The 18,749-nt window shown below is 63.0% G+C and carries 23 protein-coding genes; 12 read left to right on the top strand and 11 right to left on the bottom strand.

Going from position 1 to position 18,749, the window contains the following annotated elements; genetic code table 11:
- Nucleotides 1-31 precede the first annotated feature (31 nt).
- Nucleotides 32-157 (bottom strand): hypothetical protein, encoded by a 126-nt coding sequence (locus tag KVT37_RS33835; protein ID WP_306797018.1) that lies wholly within the window; start codon nt 155-157, stop codon nt 32-34.
- Nucleotides 158-365: 208 nt separating this feature from the next.
- Here KVT37_RS33835 and KVT37_RS26015 point away from each other — a divergent pair, with 208 nt between their 5' ends.
- On the top strand, nt 366-1,892 hold the full coding sequence (locus tag KVT37_RS26015) for a multicopper oxidase family protein (RefSeq protein ID WP_217577873.1): 1,527 nt from the start codon (nt 366-368) through the stop codon (nt 1,890-1,892).
- Nucleotides 1,889-2,449 (top strand): cytochrome c, encoded by a 561-nt coding sequence (locus KVT37_RS26010; protein WP_217577872.1) that lies wholly within the window; start codon nt 1,889-1,891, stop codon nt 2,447-2,449. Before KVT37_RS26015 ends, KVT37_RS26010 begins: the two co-directional genes overlap by 4 nt.
- A gap of 8 nt (nt 2,450-2,457) precedes the next feature.
- Here KVT37_RS26010 and KVT37_RS26005 read toward each other — a convergent pair whose 3' ends face one another.
- The gene (locus tag KVT37_RS26005) at nt 2,458-2,940 is read right to left on the bottom strand and encodes a DUF2127 domain-containing protein (RefSeq protein WP_217577871.1); all 483 of its coding nucleotides are present in this window, start codon (nt 2,938-2,940) and stop codon (nt 2,458-2,460) included.
- A gap of 36 nt (nt 2,941-2,976) precedes the next feature.
- Between KVT37_RS26005 and KVT37_RS26000 the strand changes: the two genes are divergently transcribed.
- A complete protein-coding gene (locus KVT37_RS26000) occupies nt 2,977-3,519 on the top strand; it encodes a phosphatase PAP2 family protein (protein ID WP_217577870.1) in 543 nt (180 codons plus the stop codon).
- 128 nt (nt 3,520-3,647) lie between these two features.
- On the opposite strand, the gene KVT37_RS25995 is transcribed toward KVT37_RS26000, so the two are convergent.
- Nucleotides 3,648-4,445 (bottom strand): class I SAM-dependent methyltransferase, encoded by a 798-nt coding sequence (locus KVT37_RS25995; RefSeq protein WP_217577869.1) that lies wholly within the window; start codon nt 4,443-4,445, stop codon nt 3,648-3,650.
- A gap of 241 nt (nt 4,446-4,686) precedes the next feature.
- Between KVT37_RS25995 and KVT37_RS25990 the strand changes: the two genes are divergently transcribed.
- Nucleotides 4,687-5,274: a TetR/AcrR family transcriptional regulator gene (locus KVT37_RS25990; protein WP_217577868.1), complete on the top strand. Its 588-nt coding sequence runs from the start codon at nt 4,687-4,689 to the stop codon at nt 5,272-5,274.
- Between the two features lie 81 nt (nt 5,275-5,355).
- On the opposite strand, the gene KVT37_RS25985 is transcribed toward KVT37_RS25990, so the two are convergent.
- Nucleotides 5,356-5,793 carry a YqaA family protein gene (locus tag KVT37_RS25985; protein ID WP_217577867.1) on the bottom strand — a complete coding sequence of 146 codons (438 nt, stop codon included), beginning with the start codon at nt 5,791-5,793 and terminating at the stop codon, nt 5,356-5,358.
- Between the two features lie 163 nt (nt 5,794-5,956).
- On the opposite strand from KVT37_RS25985, the gene KVT37_RS25980 reads away from it, so the two are divergent.
- The 6 genes from KVT37_RS25980 (at nt 5,957) to KVT37_RS25955 (ending at nt 9,858) form a co-directional block, all read left to right on the top strand.
- Nucleotides 5,957-6,190: a hypothetical protein gene (locus KVT37_RS25980; protein ID WP_217577866.1), complete on the top strand. Its 234-nt coding sequence runs from the start codon at nt 5,957-5,959 to the stop codon at nt 6,188-6,190.
- A gap of 100 nt (nt 6,191-6,290) precedes the next feature.
- A complete protein-coding gene (locus KVT37_RS25975) occupies nt 6,291-6,437 on the top strand; it encodes a hypothetical protein (protein ID WP_167498644.1) in 147 nt (48 codons plus the stop codon).
- A gap of 362 nt (nt 6,438-6,799) precedes the next feature.
- Nucleotides 6,800-8,050 carry a sensor domain-containing diguanylate cyclase gene (locus KVT37_RS25970; protein ID WP_217577865.1) on the top strand — a complete coding sequence of 417 codons (1,251 nt, stop codon included), beginning with the start codon at nt 6,800-6,802 and terminating at the stop codon, nt 8,048-8,050.
- Nucleotides 8,051-8,297: 247 nt separating this feature from the next.
- Nucleotides 8,298-8,456, top strand: a complete 159-nt coding sequence (locus KVT37_RS25965; protein WP_254634257.1) for a hypothetical protein — start codon at nt 8,298-8,300, stop codon at nt 8,454-8,456.
- Between the two features lie 77 nt (nt 8,457-8,533).
- Nucleotides 8,534-9,112, top strand: a complete 579-nt coding sequence (locus tag KVT37_RS25960; RefSeq protein WP_217577863.1) for an SOS response-associated peptidase — start codon at nt 8,534-8,536, stop codon at nt 9,110-9,112.
- Between the two features lie 8 nt (nt 9,113-9,120).
- A complete protein-coding gene (locus KVT37_RS25955) occupies nt 9,121-9,858 on the top strand; it encodes a hypothetical protein (RefSeq protein ID WP_217577862.1) in 738 nt (245 codons plus the stop codon).
- A gap of 14 nt (nt 9,859-9,872) precedes the next feature.
- Here KVT37_RS25955 and KVT37_RS25950 read toward each other — a convergent pair whose 3' ends face one another.
- Both KVT37_RS25950 and KVT37_RS25945 read right to left on the bottom strand, forming a co-directional pair.
- Complete coding sequence (locus tag KVT37_RS25950; protein WP_217577861.1) at nt 9,873-10,133, bottom strand: hypothetical protein; 261 nt, start codon at nt 10,131-10,133, stop codon at nt 9,873-9,875.
- Nucleotides 10,134-10,136: 3 nt separating this feature from the next.
- Nucleotides 10,137-10,397: a hypothetical protein gene (locus KVT37_RS25945; RefSeq protein WP_217577860.1), complete on the bottom strand. Its 261-nt coding sequence runs from the start codon at nt 10,395-10,397 to the stop codon at nt 10,137-10,139.
- Nucleotides 10,398-10,547: 150 nt separating this feature from the next.
- Here KVT37_RS25945 and KVT37_RS25940 point away from each other — a divergent pair, with 150 nt between their 5' ends.
- Nucleotides 10,548-10,715 carry a hypothetical protein gene (locus tag KVT37_RS25940; protein WP_308642767.1) on the top strand — a complete coding sequence of 56 codons (168 nt, stop codon included), beginning with the start codon at nt 10,548-10,550 and terminating at the stop codon, nt 10,713-10,715.
- Between the two features lie 66 nt (nt 10,716-10,781).
- Here KVT37_RS25940 and KVT37_RS25935 read toward each other — a convergent pair whose 3' ends face one another.
- A complete protein-coding gene (locus KVT37_RS25935; protein ID WP_217577858.1) occupies nt 10,782-11,198 on the bottom strand; it encodes a helix-turn-helix domain-containing protein in 417 nt (138 codons plus the stop codon).
- A 100-nt stretch (nt 11,199-11,298) separates the two neighbouring features.
- Between KVT37_RS25935 and KVT37_RS25930 the strand changes: the two genes are divergently transcribed.
- The gene (locus KVT37_RS25930; RefSeq protein ID WP_217577857.1) at nt 11,299-11,886 is read left to right on the top strand and encodes a dihydrofolate reductase family protein; all 588 of its coding nucleotides are present in this window, start codon (nt 11,299-11,301) and stop codon (nt 11,884-11,886) included.
- Between the two features lie 45 nt (nt 11,887-11,931).
- On the opposite strand, the gene KVT37_RS25925 is transcribed toward KVT37_RS25930, so the two are convergent.
- The 4 genes from KVT37_RS25925 to KVT37_RS25910 form a co-directional block, all read right to left on the bottom strand.
- Nucleotides 11,932-12,183, bottom strand: a complete 252-nt coding sequence (locus KVT37_RS25925; protein WP_217577856.1) for a hypothetical protein — start codon at nt 12,181-12,183, stop codon at nt 11,932-11,934.
- Nucleotides 12,184-12,369: 186 nt separating this feature from the next.
- Nucleotides 12,370-14,472, bottom strand: coding sequence for a tetratricopeptide repeat protein (locus tag KVT37_RS25920; protein ID WP_217577855.1), 2,103 nt, complete (start codon nt 14,470-14,472; stop codon nt 12,370-12,372).
- Nucleotides 14,473-14,480: 8 nt separating this feature from the next.
- Nucleotides 14,481-17,267 carry a tetratricopeptide repeat protein gene (locus KVT37_RS25915; protein WP_217577854.1) on the bottom strand — a complete coding sequence of 929 codons (2,787 nt, stop codon included), beginning with the start codon at nt 17,265-17,267 and terminating at the stop codon, nt 14,481-14,483.
- Nucleotides 17,268-17,402: 135 nt separating this feature from the next.
- Nucleotides 17,403-18,662, bottom strand: coding sequence for a cytochrome-c peroxidase (locus KVT37_RS25910; protein WP_217577853.1), 1,260 nt, complete (start codon nt 18,660-18,662; stop codon nt 17,403-17,405).
- Nucleotides 18,663-18,749: the final 87 nt, after the last annotated feature.

Below are 18,749 nucleotides of genomic sequence, written 5' to 3'. Positions count from 1 at the left end.
CACTTGCTGCCCTGCGCCGCTCCGGGCACGATCAAGGCTCCCTGATCGGGCTCCGAATATCTGAAGCCGATAAGAACAAGGCGATGATGATGAGGCAGATCGCCAGCACGGTGGCGAGGATCCTTCCGGGGTTTTTGGCAGGCGGTTTGTCTTCCATGGCGGATCGCCTCGCATATTAACCCTGCGGGAGCGGCAAGGGTTCCGAGCTCGAGGCGGGTCCGTCGGACCATGTATGCCGAGCGATTGCGATCCGTAAGGCTGATTTTCTGCTCCCTGTCCGCTTGACCTTCCAGTTACTGGAAGCCCTAGCCTATGGAAGGATCGTCCCCGCGACGGCCTTCCCAATCATCATCGAGGAGCGAAAAATGCATCGACGCGGTTTCCTGGCGGCAAACCTGGCGACGGTTCTGGCTGGCCCGCGCGCGCTGGCGCAGATGAAGATGGATGGCACATCGAATATGGCCTCCATGCCCGGCATGGATATGGGCGACCATGCCGGCCACGACATGGGCGCCATGGCGCAAGATCCCGCCGCGCTGCCCGAGGGCGAGGCGCTGCGCGAACTGCCGCTACTGGCTAACGAGGCCGGCCGGCCCGGCCTGTTCAGGGCAAGGCTGACGGCCGAGCCCGCCACGGCGCGCTTTGCCGCCGACCAGGACACGCCGATCCTCGCCTATAACGGCACGAGCCCGGGGCCACTGATCGAGGCCTACGAAGGCGACCGCGTCGAGATTACCTTCGCCAACCGGATCGCGGGCGAGCAGAGCACCATCCACTGGCACGGCATGCCGGTGCCGGCGGACCAGGACGGCAACCCGATGGATCCGGTGGCGGCCGGCGCCGACCGCGTCTACGCCTTCGAGCTGCCCGAGGGCTCGGCCGGCTCCTACTGGTATCATCCGCATCCGCATGGCCGGACGGCCGAGCAGGTCTATCGCGGCCTTGCCGGCGCCTTCGTCGTCAAGGCAAAGGCCGATCCGATCCCGGCAGCCTATGGCGACACCGCGCTCATCTTCACCGACCTTCGCCTCGCCGCCGACGGCTCGATGCCTGAAAACACCATGACCGACATGATGAACGGCCGCGTTGGCGACCATGTGCTGGTCAACGGCCAGAAGAACCCAAAGCTGGCGGTGGCGATGGGCGCGAAGCGGCGCGTGCGGCTCTACAACGCCACCAATGCGCGTTTCCTCAGGCTCCACTTCGCCAACGCCGCGATGACCGTGATCGGCAGCGACGGCGGTCTTCTGGAGAAGCCGGTGGCGGCCGAGGAGATCCTGCTCAGCCCGGCCGAGCGCCTCGAACTGGTGGTAGCCTTCGACCGGCCGGGCGCCGCCGCGCTGACGACGCTCGACTATGATCGCGGCTGGATGGGGCCGGGCCGGCCGGCGGATGCCGGGCTCACACTGCTGACGGTCGATGTCTCCGACACAGCGGCCGAGGCGATGCCGCCGCTGCCCGAGCGGCTGCGGCCGATCGTACCGCTTGGGGCTCCCACGGTCAGCCGCCGTCTCCTCTTCACCGAGACCATGGCGATGAACCCCACCGGCATGGAGATGGGCTTCCTGATCAACGGCAAGGCGTTCGACATGGCGCGCGTCGACATCGTCGCCAGGGCCGGCGACACCGAGCTGTGGGAAATCGTCAACCAGGCCGACATGGACCACCCGTTCCACCTGCATGGCACGCAGTTCCAGGTGGTCGAGCGCGAGCGCGACGGCAAGCTCGCCAAGCCGCCCTATCTGGCGTGGAAGGACACGGTCAATGTGGCGCGCGGCGAGACGGTGCGGCTCCTCACGCGCCAGGAGCGGCCGGGCGCGCGCATGTATCACTGCCACATCCTGGAGCATGAGCAGCTCGGCATGATGGGCATCGTCGATGTGCGGGCATGAGGGGCCGCGTCGTTGTCGCGGCGGCGATGCTTGCGCTCGCCGGTCCGCTGCTCTTGGCTCCATCCCTGGCGGCGGGTCCAGGCGATCCCGTCGTTGCGGCGCGCCAGGCCTCGATGAAAGAGATGGCCGCGGCCGCCAGGGCGATCGCCGGAATGTTCGACGGCAAGCGCGCCTATGAACCGTCGGCCTTCAAGGCGGCGGCGGACACGCTGAGCGCCCGCGCCGCCGCCCTGACTGACGAATTCCCGATAGGCACGCTCGGCGCGCCGTCCGCCGCTAGGCCGGAAATCGACGATGCGCGGCCGGAGTTCGAGGCGCTGGCTCGCCACATCGGCCGGCTCGCCGATGCGCTCGCCGACAAGGCCGGGAACGCGCCGCCCGGGATCACCGCCGACATGCGGATGACCGGACTGCCGATGGATGGCGGCAGCCTGCTCGGCAAGCGCCCGGGCGCCACCGAGGCCGATCCGGCAAAAATGCCGGCCGAACACCTCCTGCACCTCATCCTGCAGGACTGCACGAGCTGCCATTCGAAGTTCCGGCAAAAGGTGGAATGATCCGCCGCTCAAGTCGCCCGGTGGCGGCGCACTGCCCGCCATTCCTGCCAGATCAGCCACATGACGACGGCGTCGAAGACGGTCAGCACCAGAAGGCCCGGCGAATGCGTGTAGGAATAGCGGTAGACTTGGTAGACCATGAAGGCGCCGAGTGCGGCGAGCGAGGCCGGGTAGGACCAAAGCTTGCCGCGAATGAGCCCGATGACCAGCAGCAGTTTGATGAGGCCATGGCTGAGTAGGTAGAAAGCGTAGAATTCCTTGCTCGCGACGGAGAAATGGCTGGCCATCTGCGACAGATAGCCAGCTATGAAATCGTCCGGATCTTCGATCAACTCTTCCTGGGTAAGGGCATTGACCCAGGAGGCGATGGCGTCCGTGCTGATGACATAAAGCAGAATACCCCCAACGCATTCCATCAGCGCATGGGCGCCTTTAAGCCAGACACCAATCTCGAATAGCTGATGGATGCGGTGCTCGCTCGCCGGCTTCATGTAAAACCTCACGATAAATCAGGAAAATCAGTCTTTATGGATGCAGCTCTTACGCACTGGATCAATTCCGTCGCCGGCGTCAGCCCGCTGCTTGATAGGATAATGATCACCATCTCACAAATCGGCGTGCCGCTGATGGTGATTGCGGTCGCCCTGCAATGGTGGTCGAGGACCGATCGTTCTCATGTGCGCCATGCCTGCCTGTCCGCCGGCCTTTCGTTCCTGCTCGGGCTGGCGATCAACCAGGCCATCCTGCTGTTCGTCCACCGGATCAGGCCCTACGACGCCGGCGTCACGCATCTTTTGATCGCGCCCAGCGCTGACTGGTCGTTCCCCTCCGATCACGCGACCGCCAGCATGGCGATCGTCGCCGCCTTCGCCATGGAGGCGCTGCCGCGCCGCACGCTGGCTTTGCTCCTTATGGCCGTGTTGATCTGCTGGTCGCGGCTGCATATCGGCATCCACTATGCCGGTGACATTGCCGGCGGCGCCTTCACTGGGGTCGCCGCCGCCCTGGTTGTGCGGCTCTGCTATCGCGAGAACTCGCGGCTGGACGCCTTCGCCACGAGGATCCTTTAGGCGTTCCCCATAGCAGTTTCGTCGCACGCATCGCAAAAGCCACGCACGGCTTAAACGCATATGTGATCAGGTTCGAACAGCTTTATCTGCGGTCGATTCGAGCTGCGCGGCGACGATCCTACCGTGGCTCATGCCCGCAGGATTTCCCTGTTCGTCGTCGCGCTGACGTAGTTCAGGTTCATGGTTCCAACGGCGCCGCCGTCGGTGATCTTGAATCCGCTCTCGGTCAGCAGTGTCCTGATCGCATTCATGTCGACATGCCCATGCCGGTGGAATCTCGGCAATCTGGATTTGCGCTCCGGTCTGCCGAAATCGATGAGCAACAGCCGGCCTCCGGGCTTCAGAACACGTTCCGCTTCGCGGAAGAAAGCCGATCGCGCGGGCTTCGACAGGTGATGCAGCATGAGCGTGCCGACAACGATGTCGAACTGCGCATCCTTGAAGGAAAGCTGCTGCGCCGTCCCTTTGACGAAGGTCAGGTCGAGGCCAGACCGCTCGGCCTTCGCACGTGCGCGCCCGATCATTTCGGCTGAGGCATCGACACCCGTGACGCTTCCATCCGAACCCACTCGCCTCTTCGCGGCAATCGCGAGCGTTCCCGTTCCGCAGGCGACATCGAGCACCGCCTCGCCGGGCTGGAGCTTCGCCAAGCCAAGCATGAATTCGCGAAAGCGGCCCTCGCGGCCAAAAGTCAGAACGCGCGCAAGCATGTCGTAAGCTGCGGCGCGGTGTAGGACGACACCGATGCCCCTGTCGCTCGCGCCGTGCGGGTTCTTGCCGGGAAGCCGATTATGACGCGGGCCGCCCCACGGCACCAGAACCGCTATCGTCGCAAGGACGAGTCCGTGGAACCCTGCCGCCCAGACGCCGGCCGCAACATAGCCCATGCCCAATTGGGCGAGGACAAGGAAGCCGGCGACCAGCAACAGCTTTGCAAGCAGAATGAGCGCTATGCGGATCCTGCGCGAATGCGGCCGGTTGCCGGCATGATGACCAAATGAGAGCATAGTCTGCGACCTCATTGTCCGTGGTTGCGTCGTGCCCACGTCGTGCCCAAGACATCCACGAGCTTCTGGACCTGGCGTATCATACTGGACACAATGTCCAGAATTGCTATTGCCGGACACCAAACCCTCGGATGTCCAGAACTGAGCGTGGCAAGGGGCCATGACCATGAAAATCGAACCGATGGACGGTACACACACGATCGATCGCCGCGTCGCGCGGACGCGCGCCCTGCTGCAGGACGCGCTCATCGCCCTGATCCCTGAGCGCGGATATGCGGCGATCACGGTCGACGACATTTGCCGGCGGGCAAATGTCGGGAGGTCGACTTTCTATACCCACTACGCCGACAAGGACGCCCTGCGCAGCGCGACCATGGAGGTGCACCTGCGCTTGCTCAGCCGCAGGCGCGTTTCGGATGGTCGGGAGACAGGCAAGCGGCTATTCGAGTTCAGCCTACCGATGTTCGAGCACGCGGATGCCTTCCGGCCACTTCATCACGCGCTGCTTGCGACCAGCGGCGACACCATCCACGACGAACTGCGCGAACGGATTCGGCGCACTGTGCGGACCGAGCTCGCAGAGAAGTGGATTGGACACGATGGCGTGCCCGTGGAATTCGCTGTCCAGTTCATTGCCGGCGCGTTCCTTGCGGTCCTCGCCTGGTGGCTTGCCGAGGACGCCGGCCTTCCACCGGTGCAAGTCGATGACCTGTTCCAGCAGATGGCGGCCAAGGGCATCGGCCCATAGGCTGCTTGAAGCACCGATCGGTTAGGGCAATTCCAGGAAAGGTGTGAAACGGTGAGGCTCCGCGACTTCGCCGCAGCCCTTCTAAAGACCGAGCGTAGCCGCCGCCACCGCCAGGTACCGGCCGGCCTTGGCGACGGTGACGATGGCGAGAAAGCTCCATAGGGGCTCGCGCAGCACGCCAGCCATCACCGTCAGCGGATCGCCGATAATCGGGGCCCAGCTCAACAGCAGGCTCCATCGTCCGTAACGGTGATAGCGCGCCGCCGCGCGGTCGAGCGCGGCAGGCTTTGCCGGAAACCATTTGCGGTCGCGGAAGCGATCGATGCCGCGTCCCAGCAGCCAGTTGACCACCGAACCAAGCACGTTCCCGATCGTCGCGACCAGAACCAGCGCCGCCTGCGAATGGGTGCCGGCCAGGAGCAGGCCGACCAGCACTGCTTCCGATTGCAGCGGCAGGATGGTCGCGGCGGCGAAGGCGGTCAGGAAAAGTCCGCCGAAGGCGGCAAGGTCACCAAGCATTACCGCCCGTCAGTTCGCCTTTGGCCATTTCGGATCCCGATTATCCACGGCTTGGGTCATGGAGACCGTCGCCCGGCTCCGATTTTGACCGGCGCGTATCACAAAAGTGACGCGCTCGCCCCCCTATATGCTAGGCTTACGTCGTCAAAACAGGGTCATCGTTATGGATGCCAGCCAATTGCAGGCCATAGGCGATACGCTGATGCGCCTCGTCACCCCCGACATGACGCCGAAAGAACTGATCAAGGCGGTGCGCAAGGAACACCCCGATGCCAGGAAGAAGGACATCGCCCGCGCCGCCTTCCACGCCATCATCGCCAATGCCGACCACGATCCCGGCAAGTCACGCAACCTCCAGGCCTTCGCGCTTGCCGAGCGCACCCAGCGATCGGAATAAATTGCCGCGAATTGTAGCGTTGGCCTTGCCTGAAACTTAATAAGCGATTTCTAATTTAATGGTTCAGCCGGCAGCTAGCCTCCAACCGGTAATGAGCTTCATGACCAAAAACCTCGGCAATGCCAAACCCAGCGCTCCCGCCAAGGAGATAAACCCCTCGCTGTTCAGCAGGGCCGCGCCGGCGCTGTTTCCGCTGGTCGTCGCCGCGCTCGGCTATCTCGTCGGCCGGCATTTCCTCGGCTTTTGACGCAGGCGGCCGTCGCCGCGCGTTATTCCGGGTCAATCCGGCCGCCATTGGCCAATGACAATTGGCCCCTCTCGGCCACGTCCCTTGCTGCTTTGGTCCTAGGGCCTAGGTCGTTCTTGCCCTCGCATGGGCGCAAGCGCATCCTTTCCGGTAGCCGGCGGCCTCGCAAACTCCGGTCAGGCCCGGCCGCCGAACCCAGTATCACCCCCCCCAAGGCTGCCGGGCCGCTGCCGCACCGCAAATTCGTCAGCCCTCTCGCATGGCCGGGTACGGTCGCTTCCCTCACGCCTTTACGGAATGTTCAGCCATGCCTCGCATTCTTCGCCGCCGGGCGCGGGTGGAACTGGCAATGAGGCTGACCCATGCACCGGGTACTCACGCAAACGCCGCCGCTGGCGATGGAAGACCTCGCCGAGGCGGGACGCCTAGACGCGCTCGATCGCTTCGACGTGATCGATACGCCGCGTGAGGAGGCCTTCGATCGCATCACCAGGCTGATCAGGAACATCTTCGACCTGCCTGTCGCCATCGTCTCGATGATCGACGGGCACAGGCAGTGGTACAAGGCCTATGAGGGGCTGGACAACCGCGAGGTCAGCCGTGACGAGACCTTCTGCAAATACACGCTGCAGGACAGGACGCCGCTGGTGGTGCCGGACGCGCGCGACGATGCGCGCTTCGCGCAGAACCCGATGGTGACGGCAGGCCCGCAGGTCCGCTTCTATGCCGGCGTGCCGTTGCGCACCAATGACGGCCACAACATCGGCACGGTATGCGCCATCGGCTTCGAGCCGCGCACCTTCAGCCAGCGCGAGATCGCCATCCTGTCGGATCTCGCCGCGCTTGCCATGGACGAGCTGGAACTGCGCCAGCTGGCTTCCGTCGATCCCTTGACCGGCGCGTTGTCGCGCCGCGCCTTCAAGGAGCAGGGCGCCAGCGCCCTGGCGCTCGCACAGCGCCACAAGCACGGCCTGGCCTGCATCGCCTTCGATCTCGACCATTTCAAATCGATCAACGACAATCACGGCCCCGCCATCGGCGACAAGGTGCTGGCCGCCGTTGCCGAGGCCTGCCGCGGCCAGTTGCGCGGCACCGACATTTTCGGCAGGCTGGGCGGCGGGGGGTTCGCGCTGATCCTGCCGCATACCGATCGCGCGCATGTGGGCGGCGTGGCCGAGAAGGTCCGCGAGGCGATCGAACGGATTGCGATCAGGAACGATGGCACGACGGTTCCCGTCACCTCGAGCTTCGGCATGGCGGCGCTCGATGCCCGCACCGGCGACATCGACGCGCTGCTTGCCAATGCCGATGCCGCGCTTTACGAAGCCAAGGCCGGTGGCCGCAACCGCTGCATCGCCTGGCGCCCGCCGAACGACTCGCCGGCCGGACCGCGCCGCCGCGTGCTGAAAGCGGGACGCATCCTGTTCAACAACCGCATGTCGTCGATCGACTGCACGGTGCGCACGCTGGGCGAGGACGGCGCCGGCCTCGACGTCACCAGCGCGATCGGCGTGCCGGAGACATTCAGCCTGCAGATCCGCTCGGACGCCTTCGAAACCCGCTGCCGCATCGTCGGCCGGGCCGAACGCCACATCGAAGTCGAATTCTGCTGAACCGGTGCGCGATGACGGCCCTGTTCTGCAACAAATCGTTTTTATTCATTAGATATCGCAAATATATTGAATAGTGGTGGGAAACTTTGCACTAAAGGCTAATCAGGCACGCTCTTTCGGCAGCTTCGAACGCGCTAGATCATAGTGGACCGGAGACGGCAGTTCTTCGGCTAAGAAGCAGGAGCTGTATATGGTAACGGGAGAGCCAGACAGTGTCCGTGTAAAAGCCATCAATGGCCAATGGATCGTGCGTATCGTCGACGGCGGCAGGCTGACGCAACAGGTGTTCGACATTCACGCGCAGGCCGAGACTTTCGCCGAAGAGGAACGGCTGCGATTGGGATTGCCCGGGGAGCCGCCGGCCGAGGAGCCGGCCGGATCGCTGCGGCGAGGGCGGGTGCGCTAATATCTCGACGTTGCCCTCGCGCGGTTTGCACTTCGTGCGAAAACGCGGGAACAATCGGCGGACGGGGAACGCTGCCGATGTGCAATCTTTACAACATCACCACCAGCCAGGAGGCGATCCGCCAGTGGACGCGCGCGTTGCGCGACATCACCGGCAACCTCGAGCCGTCGGTCGACATCTACCCAAACCAGCCGGCGCCGGTCGTACGCAACGCCGCCGACGGCAGCCGCGAGCTCGCCAGACTGCGCTGGGGCATGCCGACACCGGCCGAACGGATGCGCGGCAACGCCGATGCCGGCACCACCAACATCCGCAATCCGCAATATGCCCACTGGCTGCCCTATCTCGGCGTTGGGAACCGCTGCGTCGTGCCGGTGACGAGCTTCGCCGAGCCGTCGCCGACGCCAGGTGACAAGGACCCGGAAACCGGCGTCCAGAAGAACTTCTGGTTTGCGCTCAGCCAAGAACGGCCGCTGTTCTTCTTCGCCGGCCTGTGGACTCCCTGGCATGGCGTGCGCAAGGTGAAGGAAGGTCCGGGCGATCACGAGCTCTACGGCTTTCTCACCACGAGACCCAATGCACTGGTGATCGTGGAAAAGCCGGCGACGCAGATCAAGTTTCCGGCCGAACCGCCGGCGCAGGGATCGTTGTTTTAGGGGGACGCATGCTGACCCGGAGGCAAATTCTGAGGGCAGACCCAGCTACGGTTCCGTTGGAGGAGTACACCAGGGTTTTTGGGCAGATACACATTTCAAAAATGCCCAAGGAAGATGAAGACAAAAAGCTACGCTATCTCACAGTCTATGGGTTCAGCGTTTTTGCAAGATCGTCGATCTATCCTGCCGGATTGAGTTTGCTTTCCGTCCTTCTTGCGCCACAATTCTTTCAAAGAGATCACTCATACGATCGGGACTACAAGCTGCTGTCCTTATTTTGGCCGCCGGCGGCAAATGAAGTTGCCCACGTTCAGCAACTCATTGCGAAAGGCATAGTCCACGAAACGTTCTTGCAGGGTTTACCCGCCTACATGGCGGCCTGCAGTGCAACGAGTTTGGTTTGGCTTCTTTGGCTGGCTTGGCGTTTCTATCGCGACGTGCGTGATCGTGGCGGCTACATACCAGCATTCAAGGAAACCGGCCAACCAGGAATCGAGCAAAGGCTGATTCTGATCGCTTTATTCTGCGTTCTTTTAGCTGCCGCTTTATTATTGTATTCTTGCTTCAATTTGTCAGAAGCTCATTCTCTTCGAGCGCCCAACGTATTCGACAATCCGTTTTCGTATACGTTCAAGAAATGCCTGATCCTGTCTTACGGTTACTGGATGGTTGGCCTTGCGTCGGCACTGTTTTCCCTAATCGCAAAAAATAGCCTGCGCCTCGAACGAACAGCGCGACACGCCTGATAGACTGTCGTCGCTCATCCTCGCGCCTTCTGCAGCACCCAGATATAGCCCTTGGGCGGGTGGTCCTGATCGATGAACTGCGTCTTCACCTCGGTGTCCTTGCGGCCGCAGCGTTTGCAGCGGAAGTGGATGGCTTCGAGCGGTTTGTTCCAGCCCACCACCTTGGCCACGTCGTTCGCCTTGAAGCGGCCGGCGTGGTAGCAGTGGCGGCATTCGACGACGAGCAGCATGTTGGCCTTCGCCGCGCGGCCGACGCTGTCCATGGGTCCGGCCATCGGTCATGTCCGGTCGCAATAGTCCTCGGGCAACGGCAGCAGGCCGAGTTGTGAAGCCCGGAAATCCGGCTCCCGGCCCGCCACGACGCCCATCACTTCATGCAGCCGCTCGATCAAGCCACTGAGTCGCCAGTACATTTCACCATCGGTCTTGAGGTTGAGCTGCGCCGCCAGCAGCGTCTGGCGGAGCACCAGCGCATCGCGAATGATCGCCTCCGCGTCCGAATGGAACAATCTGTCATAGCGGCTTTTCCGTCTGCCCAACGCGGCTCTCCCTGGATACCGGGCAACCGCCCCATCTCCTGACAAAATAGGAACTCATTCCTCGACGAGTCAATTCGTCCTTGACATTTTTGTTCACTTTTTGTTCACTTGCTAATGTAAGCGACAAGAGCGGGCGTTATGGATCATATCGTGAGGTTGGACAGCCGCCAGGAGGCAGCGCTTCAGGCGGTCGCGGAGAACTTCATCGCCCAGCATAAGGGCGACCCCGTGAAGGCGCTGAAAGAGATGATCGTGCTGAACGGCCATCTGCAGGAACGTCTCGACGCACTCGGCGTGCCACGCAAGGCGGCGCGCTAACCGGTGGGGCTTGGGCTCTGACACTCGGTCGCCTAGTCACACGCGAAAGCGGTGCCGCGCCGCCCGCTATCCCAGATGCTCGGCCCTGAGCTTCCCTTGCATCCGCTTGAGCGCCGGCGCGCCGCCGACCGCGAGGTCGTCGGCGATCCGGGCGAGCTTGTCGTCGGCTTTGCGGTACTTGCTGCCCCAGGCGCCCAGCGTCGCCAGCACCGGCAACAGGTCGATGCCGGCTTCGGTCAGCCGGTAGATCGCCTTCAGCCCGTGTGTCGGGTCGTCGCTGCGGGTGAGGATGCCTTCGTCCTGCAGCGTCTGCAGCCGCTCGGCCAGCGTGCGTGAGGAAATGCCCTCGTCGGATTGCAGGAACTCACGAAAATGCCTTTTCCCGGCGAAGACCAGGTCGCGAATGATGAGCAGCGTCCAGCGGTCGCCGAGCAGTTCGAGCGACAGGCTGATCGGACAGCCGGACCGTCCCTTGGTCGACATCAATATGGTTCCATTTTTAAATCTCTTTACAATTGACACCATTGCTGTTCTGCGTCAATTGGTTCCAAAAGTAAATCAATCGTGTGCGAGGAGACCGGACGTGAAAAAGCTCATCCTTCAGATGCAGATGTCGGTCGACGGCTTTGTCGGCGCCGATGAGTACCATCGCTGGGAGCTCTGGGAATGGGGCGATGACAGCGCCTGGGACGATGAGCTCAAGCAGGGCTTCAACGCCGTCTTTGAAACCATCGACACCATCCTTTTGAGCCGCAAGATGGCCGAGGAGGGGTATCTCACCCATTGGGGCAACGCAGCGAAGAAATATCCGAAGGACCGCTTCTATGCCTTCGCCCAGCACATCGTCGAGGCGCGGAAGGTGGTGGCGAGCGACAGGCTCGACACGTCGCGCTGGGAGCGCACGCGGGTCGTCAGCGGTGACCTGCCGCGCGAGGTCGAGGCGCTGAAGCAAAGCGAGGGCGGCGACATCGCCGTGTTCGGCGGCGCGGGCTTCGCATCGGCGCTGATCGCCGCGGGCCTCGTCGATGAGTTCCAGCTCTTCGTTAATCCGGCGGTGCTGGGCGGCGGCCGTCGCATCTTCGACCAGGGCGGATTTGCCAGGTTGAAACTCCTCGGCTCCAAGGCCTATGCCAGCGGCATGGTGGTGAGCCGCTACGCGCCGGCGCGGTGACATGCCGAAGCCTCGCAGCCTGAATCGATACGGTAGCGCGGCTCCTTAAGCGCCTGTTTGGCCAAGCCTTGCCCGGATCGGGACAGGCCCGCCAGCTTCAACCAACCGCAGTTGCGGGGCTGGCCGGCTGTAAGGCGGCCAGCCGGAGTGGTCGTTGCCCTGGGCGACGAACCAGCGGGCTTCGCGCCACGTCAAGCCGATGAGCACGCGACCGGCATATTCGGCCGGCGCGCCATTGCCCGCATCGAACACCGCCCAGCTGCTGCCGGGCGGCTCCTGCACCGCGATGAACCTCATGCGAGACCCCCGTCCCGTGAAGAGCCCCTAATATAGCAGACGCTGATTGTCGTTCCTATGACCTGGCTCACACATGCCGATCGCCGCCAGCGCCGAGACTTTGGCAGGTGTGGTGGCCCGTGCTGCGGGACACCTGCGCAGCCACAGCTTCGTCGCCTCTCCTGACCCGAGAAAGTTCGCGGGGTGTCAAGGCGAAGCGTGCAGCATCTGTAAGGCCATCGTGGCGGCGCGGTATTCGACGAAATCCTTCGGGCAATCCTGCGCCGCAAGCCGGTAGAGCCGCAGTGCATCGTCCGCTTGCCCTTGGCTCCGCTCGAGCTCCGCCGCATAGAAGTTGACCTCGCAGACCTGTCCCTTCCTGGTCGCCGGATTCGGATCCTCGGCTTCCGCTAGAGTCTCGGCCGGTGTCTTGTCGCCGAGCAGCATGTGGACCACCGGCGCCGGCCATTTCGTCATGTCGAGCTTTGCCGCCGCCGACCGTAGATGACTTGTCGCGGACGCACGACGCTCCGCCAGTTCACGCCAGATCGCGAAATACGCCATATCGGGCTGCAACGCTGTTGCCTGTACCAGATCGGCCTGCGCCTTTGCCAGCTGGCCGCTGGTATGGAAAAGGTAGAGCATGCCCCGACCGGCATAGGTGCGCGCTTCCCTCGGCGCGAGCCTGATCACTTCGCCATAATCAGCAATCGCCCGGTCGTATTCGCCTTTTGCCGTCCAGGCGACCCCTCGGTTCTGATAGGCTCTCACAGTCTTGGCATCAATGCTGATCGCGCGGTCGTAGTCCGCCACGGCAAGATCGTAGTCACCCTTCCTGCTCCAAGCGAAGCCCCGATCGTTAAAGACGATAGCCACCGTTGGATCGAGTGCGATCGCCTTGTCGTAGTCGGCGATGGCGCGGTCATTGTCGCCCTTGTCGAGCCAGATCGAACCGCGCCTGTAATAGGCGCGCGCTATTTTAGGGTCGATGCTGATTGCCTTGTCGTAGTCGGCGACGGCCTTGTCCACATCGCCCTTGTTTGCCCAGGTCAAACCCCGGTTGAAGTAGTCGAGGGCACCCGCCGGATTGAGGTCAACCGCCGCGTTGAAGTCGGCAATGGCGCCGTCAAAGTCGCGCTTTGCGGCGCGGGCGATGCCGCGGTTGCCATAGGTGTTGCCATGTTTCGGATCGAGGCCAAGCGCCTTGTCGTAGTCGGCGATGGCGCGGTCGAGCTCGTTTTTCTGCCTCCATGCCATGCCCCGATTGTTATACGCGTCGACATAGTCGGGATCGATACCGATCGCCTGACCATAGTCGGCAATGGCCTGGTCGTAGTTCTTCGTGGCGTACCAGGTCATGCCGCGATTGTAGTAGGCGCGGGCGAATTTCGGATTGAGGTCTATGGAGCCGTTGAAATCGTTCAGTGCGTGGTCGTAGTCACCTTTGCTGTACCTGGCGAGCCCTCTGTTGAAACGGGCGCTGGCGTCTTTCGGATCGATCGCGATCACCGCGTCATAATCGGCGATGGCCCCGTCATAGTCGCCCTTGTCCAGGCGGGCATTGCCGCGGCGGTACAGGGCGTGCGGGTTCTTCGGGTCGAGGCTGATCACCTTCTCGTAATCGATGAGGGCATGCACCTTGTCGCCCTTGCTGGCCCAGGCATCGGCCCTACTGTTCAGGGATTCGACATCGTTCGGATCAAGTTTGATCGCCTGGTCGTAATCGGCGATGGCGCGGTCGTTGTCGCCCCTCCTGAACCAAATCAGGCCGCGATTGTAAAAGGGCCTGGCATCGTCCCGATTGAGGTCGATCGTTTTGCCGTAATCGGCGATCGCGTTGTCGTCCTCGCCCTTGTAGGTGTGGGCGACGCCCCGATTGTAGTAATAGTTGGCGACCTGCGGATCGAGGCTGATCGCCTTGTCGAGATCGGCGATGGCTTGGTCGTTGTCGCCCTTGAACAACCAGGTGACGCCCCGGCCGAAATAGCCGCCGGGCTCGGTCGGATCGAGGTCGATCATCGCGCTGAAATCGGCGATGGCGCGGTCGTAGTCATGGCGCTCCGACCACACCGTGCCGCGCTTGAAATGGGCGATGAGCCTGTTGCGGCGCGGCTCTGTCGCGTCGTCGATCATGCGCGTGCAGGCCTGGATGCGCACCGTCTGATTGACCTCGTCGTCGCTGACGCAATCGCTGCTGGCGGCAAGGGCGGGGAGCATGGAAGCGATCAGAAATACACAGGCGGCGAGAATCGGCCGGCCGAAACGGAGCCCATTCAATCCCACGCCCGGCGGCGGGGACGGCATGTTCATCTTCGCATTCATGGCGCCAACTCGTGCAACGCGGCCTTGGCTGCGGCGCTCTCGTAATAGGCATTTGGGCAGTCCCTGGCGGCGTCGCGATAGAGCCTGAGCGCTTCGTCGCCTTGTCCTCCAACACGCGCGAGTTCGGCAGCAAACAGCGTTGCCTCGCAGCGATTGCCGCTTTGCTTGAGCGGATTCGGGTCATCGGCTGCTGCGAGCGCCTCCGCCGGGCTTGCTTCGCCAGGCAGCATGCGCACGGCCGGCGCCGGCCATTTCGTCATGTCGAGTTTGGCCGTCGCCTCGCGCAGGTGACCAGGCCCGCCACCGAGCCGCTCTGCGAGATAGAGCCACATCGCGAGATAGGCATCGTTGGGCTTGAGCATCGCGGCCCGCCGGAAATCGGCGGCGGCCTTCTCCGCCGCGCCGGAATGGAAGCTGATGATGCCGCGGCCGAGATAGACGTAGGCAATCTTCGGGTCGAGTTTGATTGCCTTGTCATAGTCGGCCACGGCGCGGGCATAATCGCCCTTGGTCAACCAGACGAAGCCGCGGCCGTCATAGCTTCGGGCGTTTTTGGGGTCGAGCTCGAACGCACGAGCGTAGTCCGCGATCGCGCGGTCGTATTCGCCCATCGCTATCCACACATTGCTGCGACCATAGAAGTATTTTGGATTGGTCGGATCGAGCGCGAGGGCGTGATCGAAGTCGGCCAGCGCGCGCTCGTTTTCGCCCTTGTGCGACCAGGAATAGCCGCGGTTGACCAGCGCGCTGGCGTCATTGCCGTCGAGGGCGATCGCCTGGCTATAGTCCGCGATCGCACGATCGTAATCGTCTCTGCGCACCCAGGTGTCGCCTCGGTTGTAGAATGGGTCAGTGTCCTTTGGATTAAGCGCGATCGCCTTGCCGTAGTCGGCCATCGCGCGCTCGTCATCGTGCTTGGCAGCCCAGACAAGCCCGCGATTGTTGTAGGCGCGGGCGTCTTTCGGATCGAGCTCGACCGCCTTGTCGGCATCGGCCATCGCCCGGTCGAAATCGCCCTTGCGCCGCCAGGCCTGGCCGCGGTCGTCGTAAAGGTCAGCGTTCTTCGGATCGAGGCCGATCGCCCGGCCGTAGTCGGCGATCGCCCGGTCGAAATCGCCCTTGCGCCGCCAGGCCTGGCCGCGGTCGTCGTAAAGGTCAGCGTTCTTCGGATCGAGGCCGATCGCCCGGCCGTAGTCGGCGATCGCCCGGTCGTAGTCGCCCTTCAGTTTCCAGGCCAGGGCTCGACCGGAATAGTAGATGGATTTGCCGGGATCGAGGTTGATCGCCTGGCCGTAGTCGGCGATCGCGCTGTCGTAATCGCCTTTCATTTTCCGGGCGAGGCCACGGTCGGAATAGTAACTGGCTTTGCCGGATTCGAGACTGATCGCCTGATCAAAATCGGCGATCGCCCGGTCGTATTGCCCCTTCCTTCTCCAGGCCGTACCGCGAAAGTCAAAGCTATCGGCCGCCTTCGGTTCCATGCTGATTGCCTTGTCGAAGTCGGCGATCGCGCGATCGTAATCGTGCTTGTAGTGCCAGGCCAGACCACGGGCCTGGTAGGCGAGCCAATAGTCGGGGTCCAGACCGATAGCCAGGACATAGTCCGAAATGGCCTGATCGAAGTCGCCAAGGTCGGAACGGGCCAGACCGCGCAAGACATGGAAAACCGGGCTCTTCGGATCGATGGCGATGGCCCTATCGTAGTCTGCTATGGCGCGGCCGTAATCGCTCTTTTTGATCAAAACCCTGGCCCGGTCGGTGAAGAAGCGGGCCTCGTTCGCACCGAGGGCGATTGCCTTGTCGAAATTTGCAATCGAGCGATCGATATCGCCTTTTTGAGCCCAGGCCAGGCCGAGATTGTAGTAGCCATCGGCAAAGTTCGGAACGAGACCGGCCACCTTTTCGAAATCGGCGATGGCACGGTCGTTGTCGTCTTTGCCGGCGAAGGCGAGCCCGCGAAAGAAGTATGCGTCGGCATCCTTCGGATTGAGCTTGATCGCGCGATCGCAATCGGCAATCGCGCGGTCGTATTCGCCCTTGTTAAGCCACGCCTCGCCTCGGTTGTAATAGGCAGGCGAATAGTCCGGCGTGAGGTCGATCACCTTGTCGAAGTCCGCGATGGCCAGGTCGTTCTCGCCTTTGTCGAGCCGGGCGAGGCCGCGAAAATAGTATGAGTTGGCGTCATCGGGAACGAGCTTCAGCGCCTGATCGAAGTCGGCGATGGCGCGATCGTATGCCTTCTTGTTCAGCCAGGCATTGCCCCTGCTGTAGTACGCGCCGGCATTGGCTGGCTCGAGGTTGAGCGCGACATCGAAATCCGCGATGGCGCGGTCGGTGTCGCCCTTGTCCATCCATTTGAGGCCGCGGTTATAGTAGGCGTCGGCTCGCTTCGGATCGCGTTTGATCGCCTCGCCGTAGTCAGCGATTGCGAGACCGATTTGGCCTGCCTTTGCCCGGGCATTGCCGCGATCGTAGTACGCATCCACGTTTGTCGGGTCGAGTTCAATCGCTCGATCGTAATCGTCGATGGCAAGGAAATAGTTCTCCCGATCACTGAAGGCATTGCCGCGAATGACATGGGCAATAGAGCGGTTTGACGGCGTCTCCGACCGGTCCTCGATGATCTGCGTGCAGGCAACGATGCGCCGCGCCGGATCGACCGTCTTGCCGTCGCAGGCCGGATGGTCGTTGTATTCCTGGACGGCGGCCGATGCCGGCGCGGGCAAAGCGAGCAGCAGGCAGGCCGCTGCCCACCATGAAGGCCTGAGCCAAATCCGGACCAATTCCACCCACCCCGTCGACCGAAACCCCGCAGCGCCGCTGCTGACGGCGTTGCCGTATTCTAGCCGAGCCGTTTCAACGGGCAATCGCTGGTTGCGTCCGTGGATCGATTATCGGACGGCGCTGGCTGAGCCGCCTCACTGCCCCGCCTGGTCGGCGTCCGTCAGCGTGCCGAGGAAGGCGACGATGTCGTCGATCTCGGCGTCGGTCAGCGCCGGCCTGTCGCCGGGCTTCCTGCCGTTGAAGGGCGGATCGGTGTTGAGGTTTGCCCAATAAGCCTTTGGCAGGTCGTCGAATTTGTCGACCGTGCCGTCGGCCTTCTTCGGATACCAGCGGCCGGGATCGGTGTCGCGGCTGGCATAGAAGGCCACAGCGTCGCGCAGCGTGTGGAAATAGCCATTGTGGAAGAAGCTCTTTCGCAAGGCGACATTGCGCAGCGTCGGTGTCTTGAACAGGCCGCAATATTCGTTGCGGCCCTTGAAATCGGTGCGCAGCGGGCCGCACAGGCCAAGGTCAAAGTAAGCGGGATCGGCGTTGGCGGAGATCGCAGGATTGCGCGGCACGGCGATGGCGATCAGGCCGAAATCGGTAAATTGCGGCGGCTCGCCGTCATTGGCGGGTTCGCTCAGATGACAGCTCGCGCAATTGCCCTTGGTCTCGTCCTCGAACAGCGCGCGGCCGTGCAGTTCCTGCGCGGTCAAAGTCGCTTTGCCGGCGAGGAAGGCGTCGTAGCGGCTGGAATAGGGATAGAAGTCGGCGCTGCTCTGCTCGAAGGTGCCGAGCGCTTCCACCGCTGCGTCGAAGGCGTCTTGCGGATGGTCGAAGACATCTCCGCCAAAGGCGGCCTTGAACGCATCGGCATAGGGCGCCTTGCGCAGGCTGGCGACCACTTGGGCCTCGTCCCTGTTGCCCATCTCGAAGGCTGACAGCAGCGGGATCCTCGCCTGGTCCTTGCCGTGATCGGCGCGGCCGTCCCAGGTCAGGCCGCCTGTCGGGCCATTGTCGACGCTCTCGTCGCCTTCGTCCTCGGAGTCGTAAAAATGCTCGGTGAAGGCGGGCGCCGCCTGCAAATAGCGCAGCGACGGCACCGCGCGAACGCCCGGCTGGTCGAGCTTCGCCCCGCCCATCTCGACGGGCGCCGCCGAGGCCGGGCCGAAAGCGTGGTTGGGATCATGGCAGGACGAGCAGGCCTGCTTGCCCGAAGCCGAGAGCGAAGGGTCGAAGAACATCTGCCGCCCGAGTGCCGTCAGCGCATCGGCGCGCGCATAGGCTTGCTGGCGCGTCAGCGGGCCGGGATGGACACTAGACGGCTCCGCGGGGTTGGCCGGCGCGGTGAAGCCGGCCAACGAGGTCGCTGCAATGACGATCGCCCGGCTTTTCCATCTTCCCATCGTCATCGCTGCCATCCTGAATTCTGCCGGGAAGTAAGGAGGCAGTGCAAAGGATTGATGACCAGTCTTCGCCCTCACGAAACCGTGTTCGAG

Origin of the sequence: Mesorhizobium sp. GbtcB19 (assembly GCF_019091085.1) — a bacterium.
GTDB lineage: Bacteria > Pseudomonadota > Alphaproteobacteria > Rhizobiales > Rhizobiaceae > Mesorhizobium.
The sequence above is the reverse complement of the archived record's forward strand: the minus strand, read 5'-3'. Positions and strand labels throughout refer to the sequence as shown.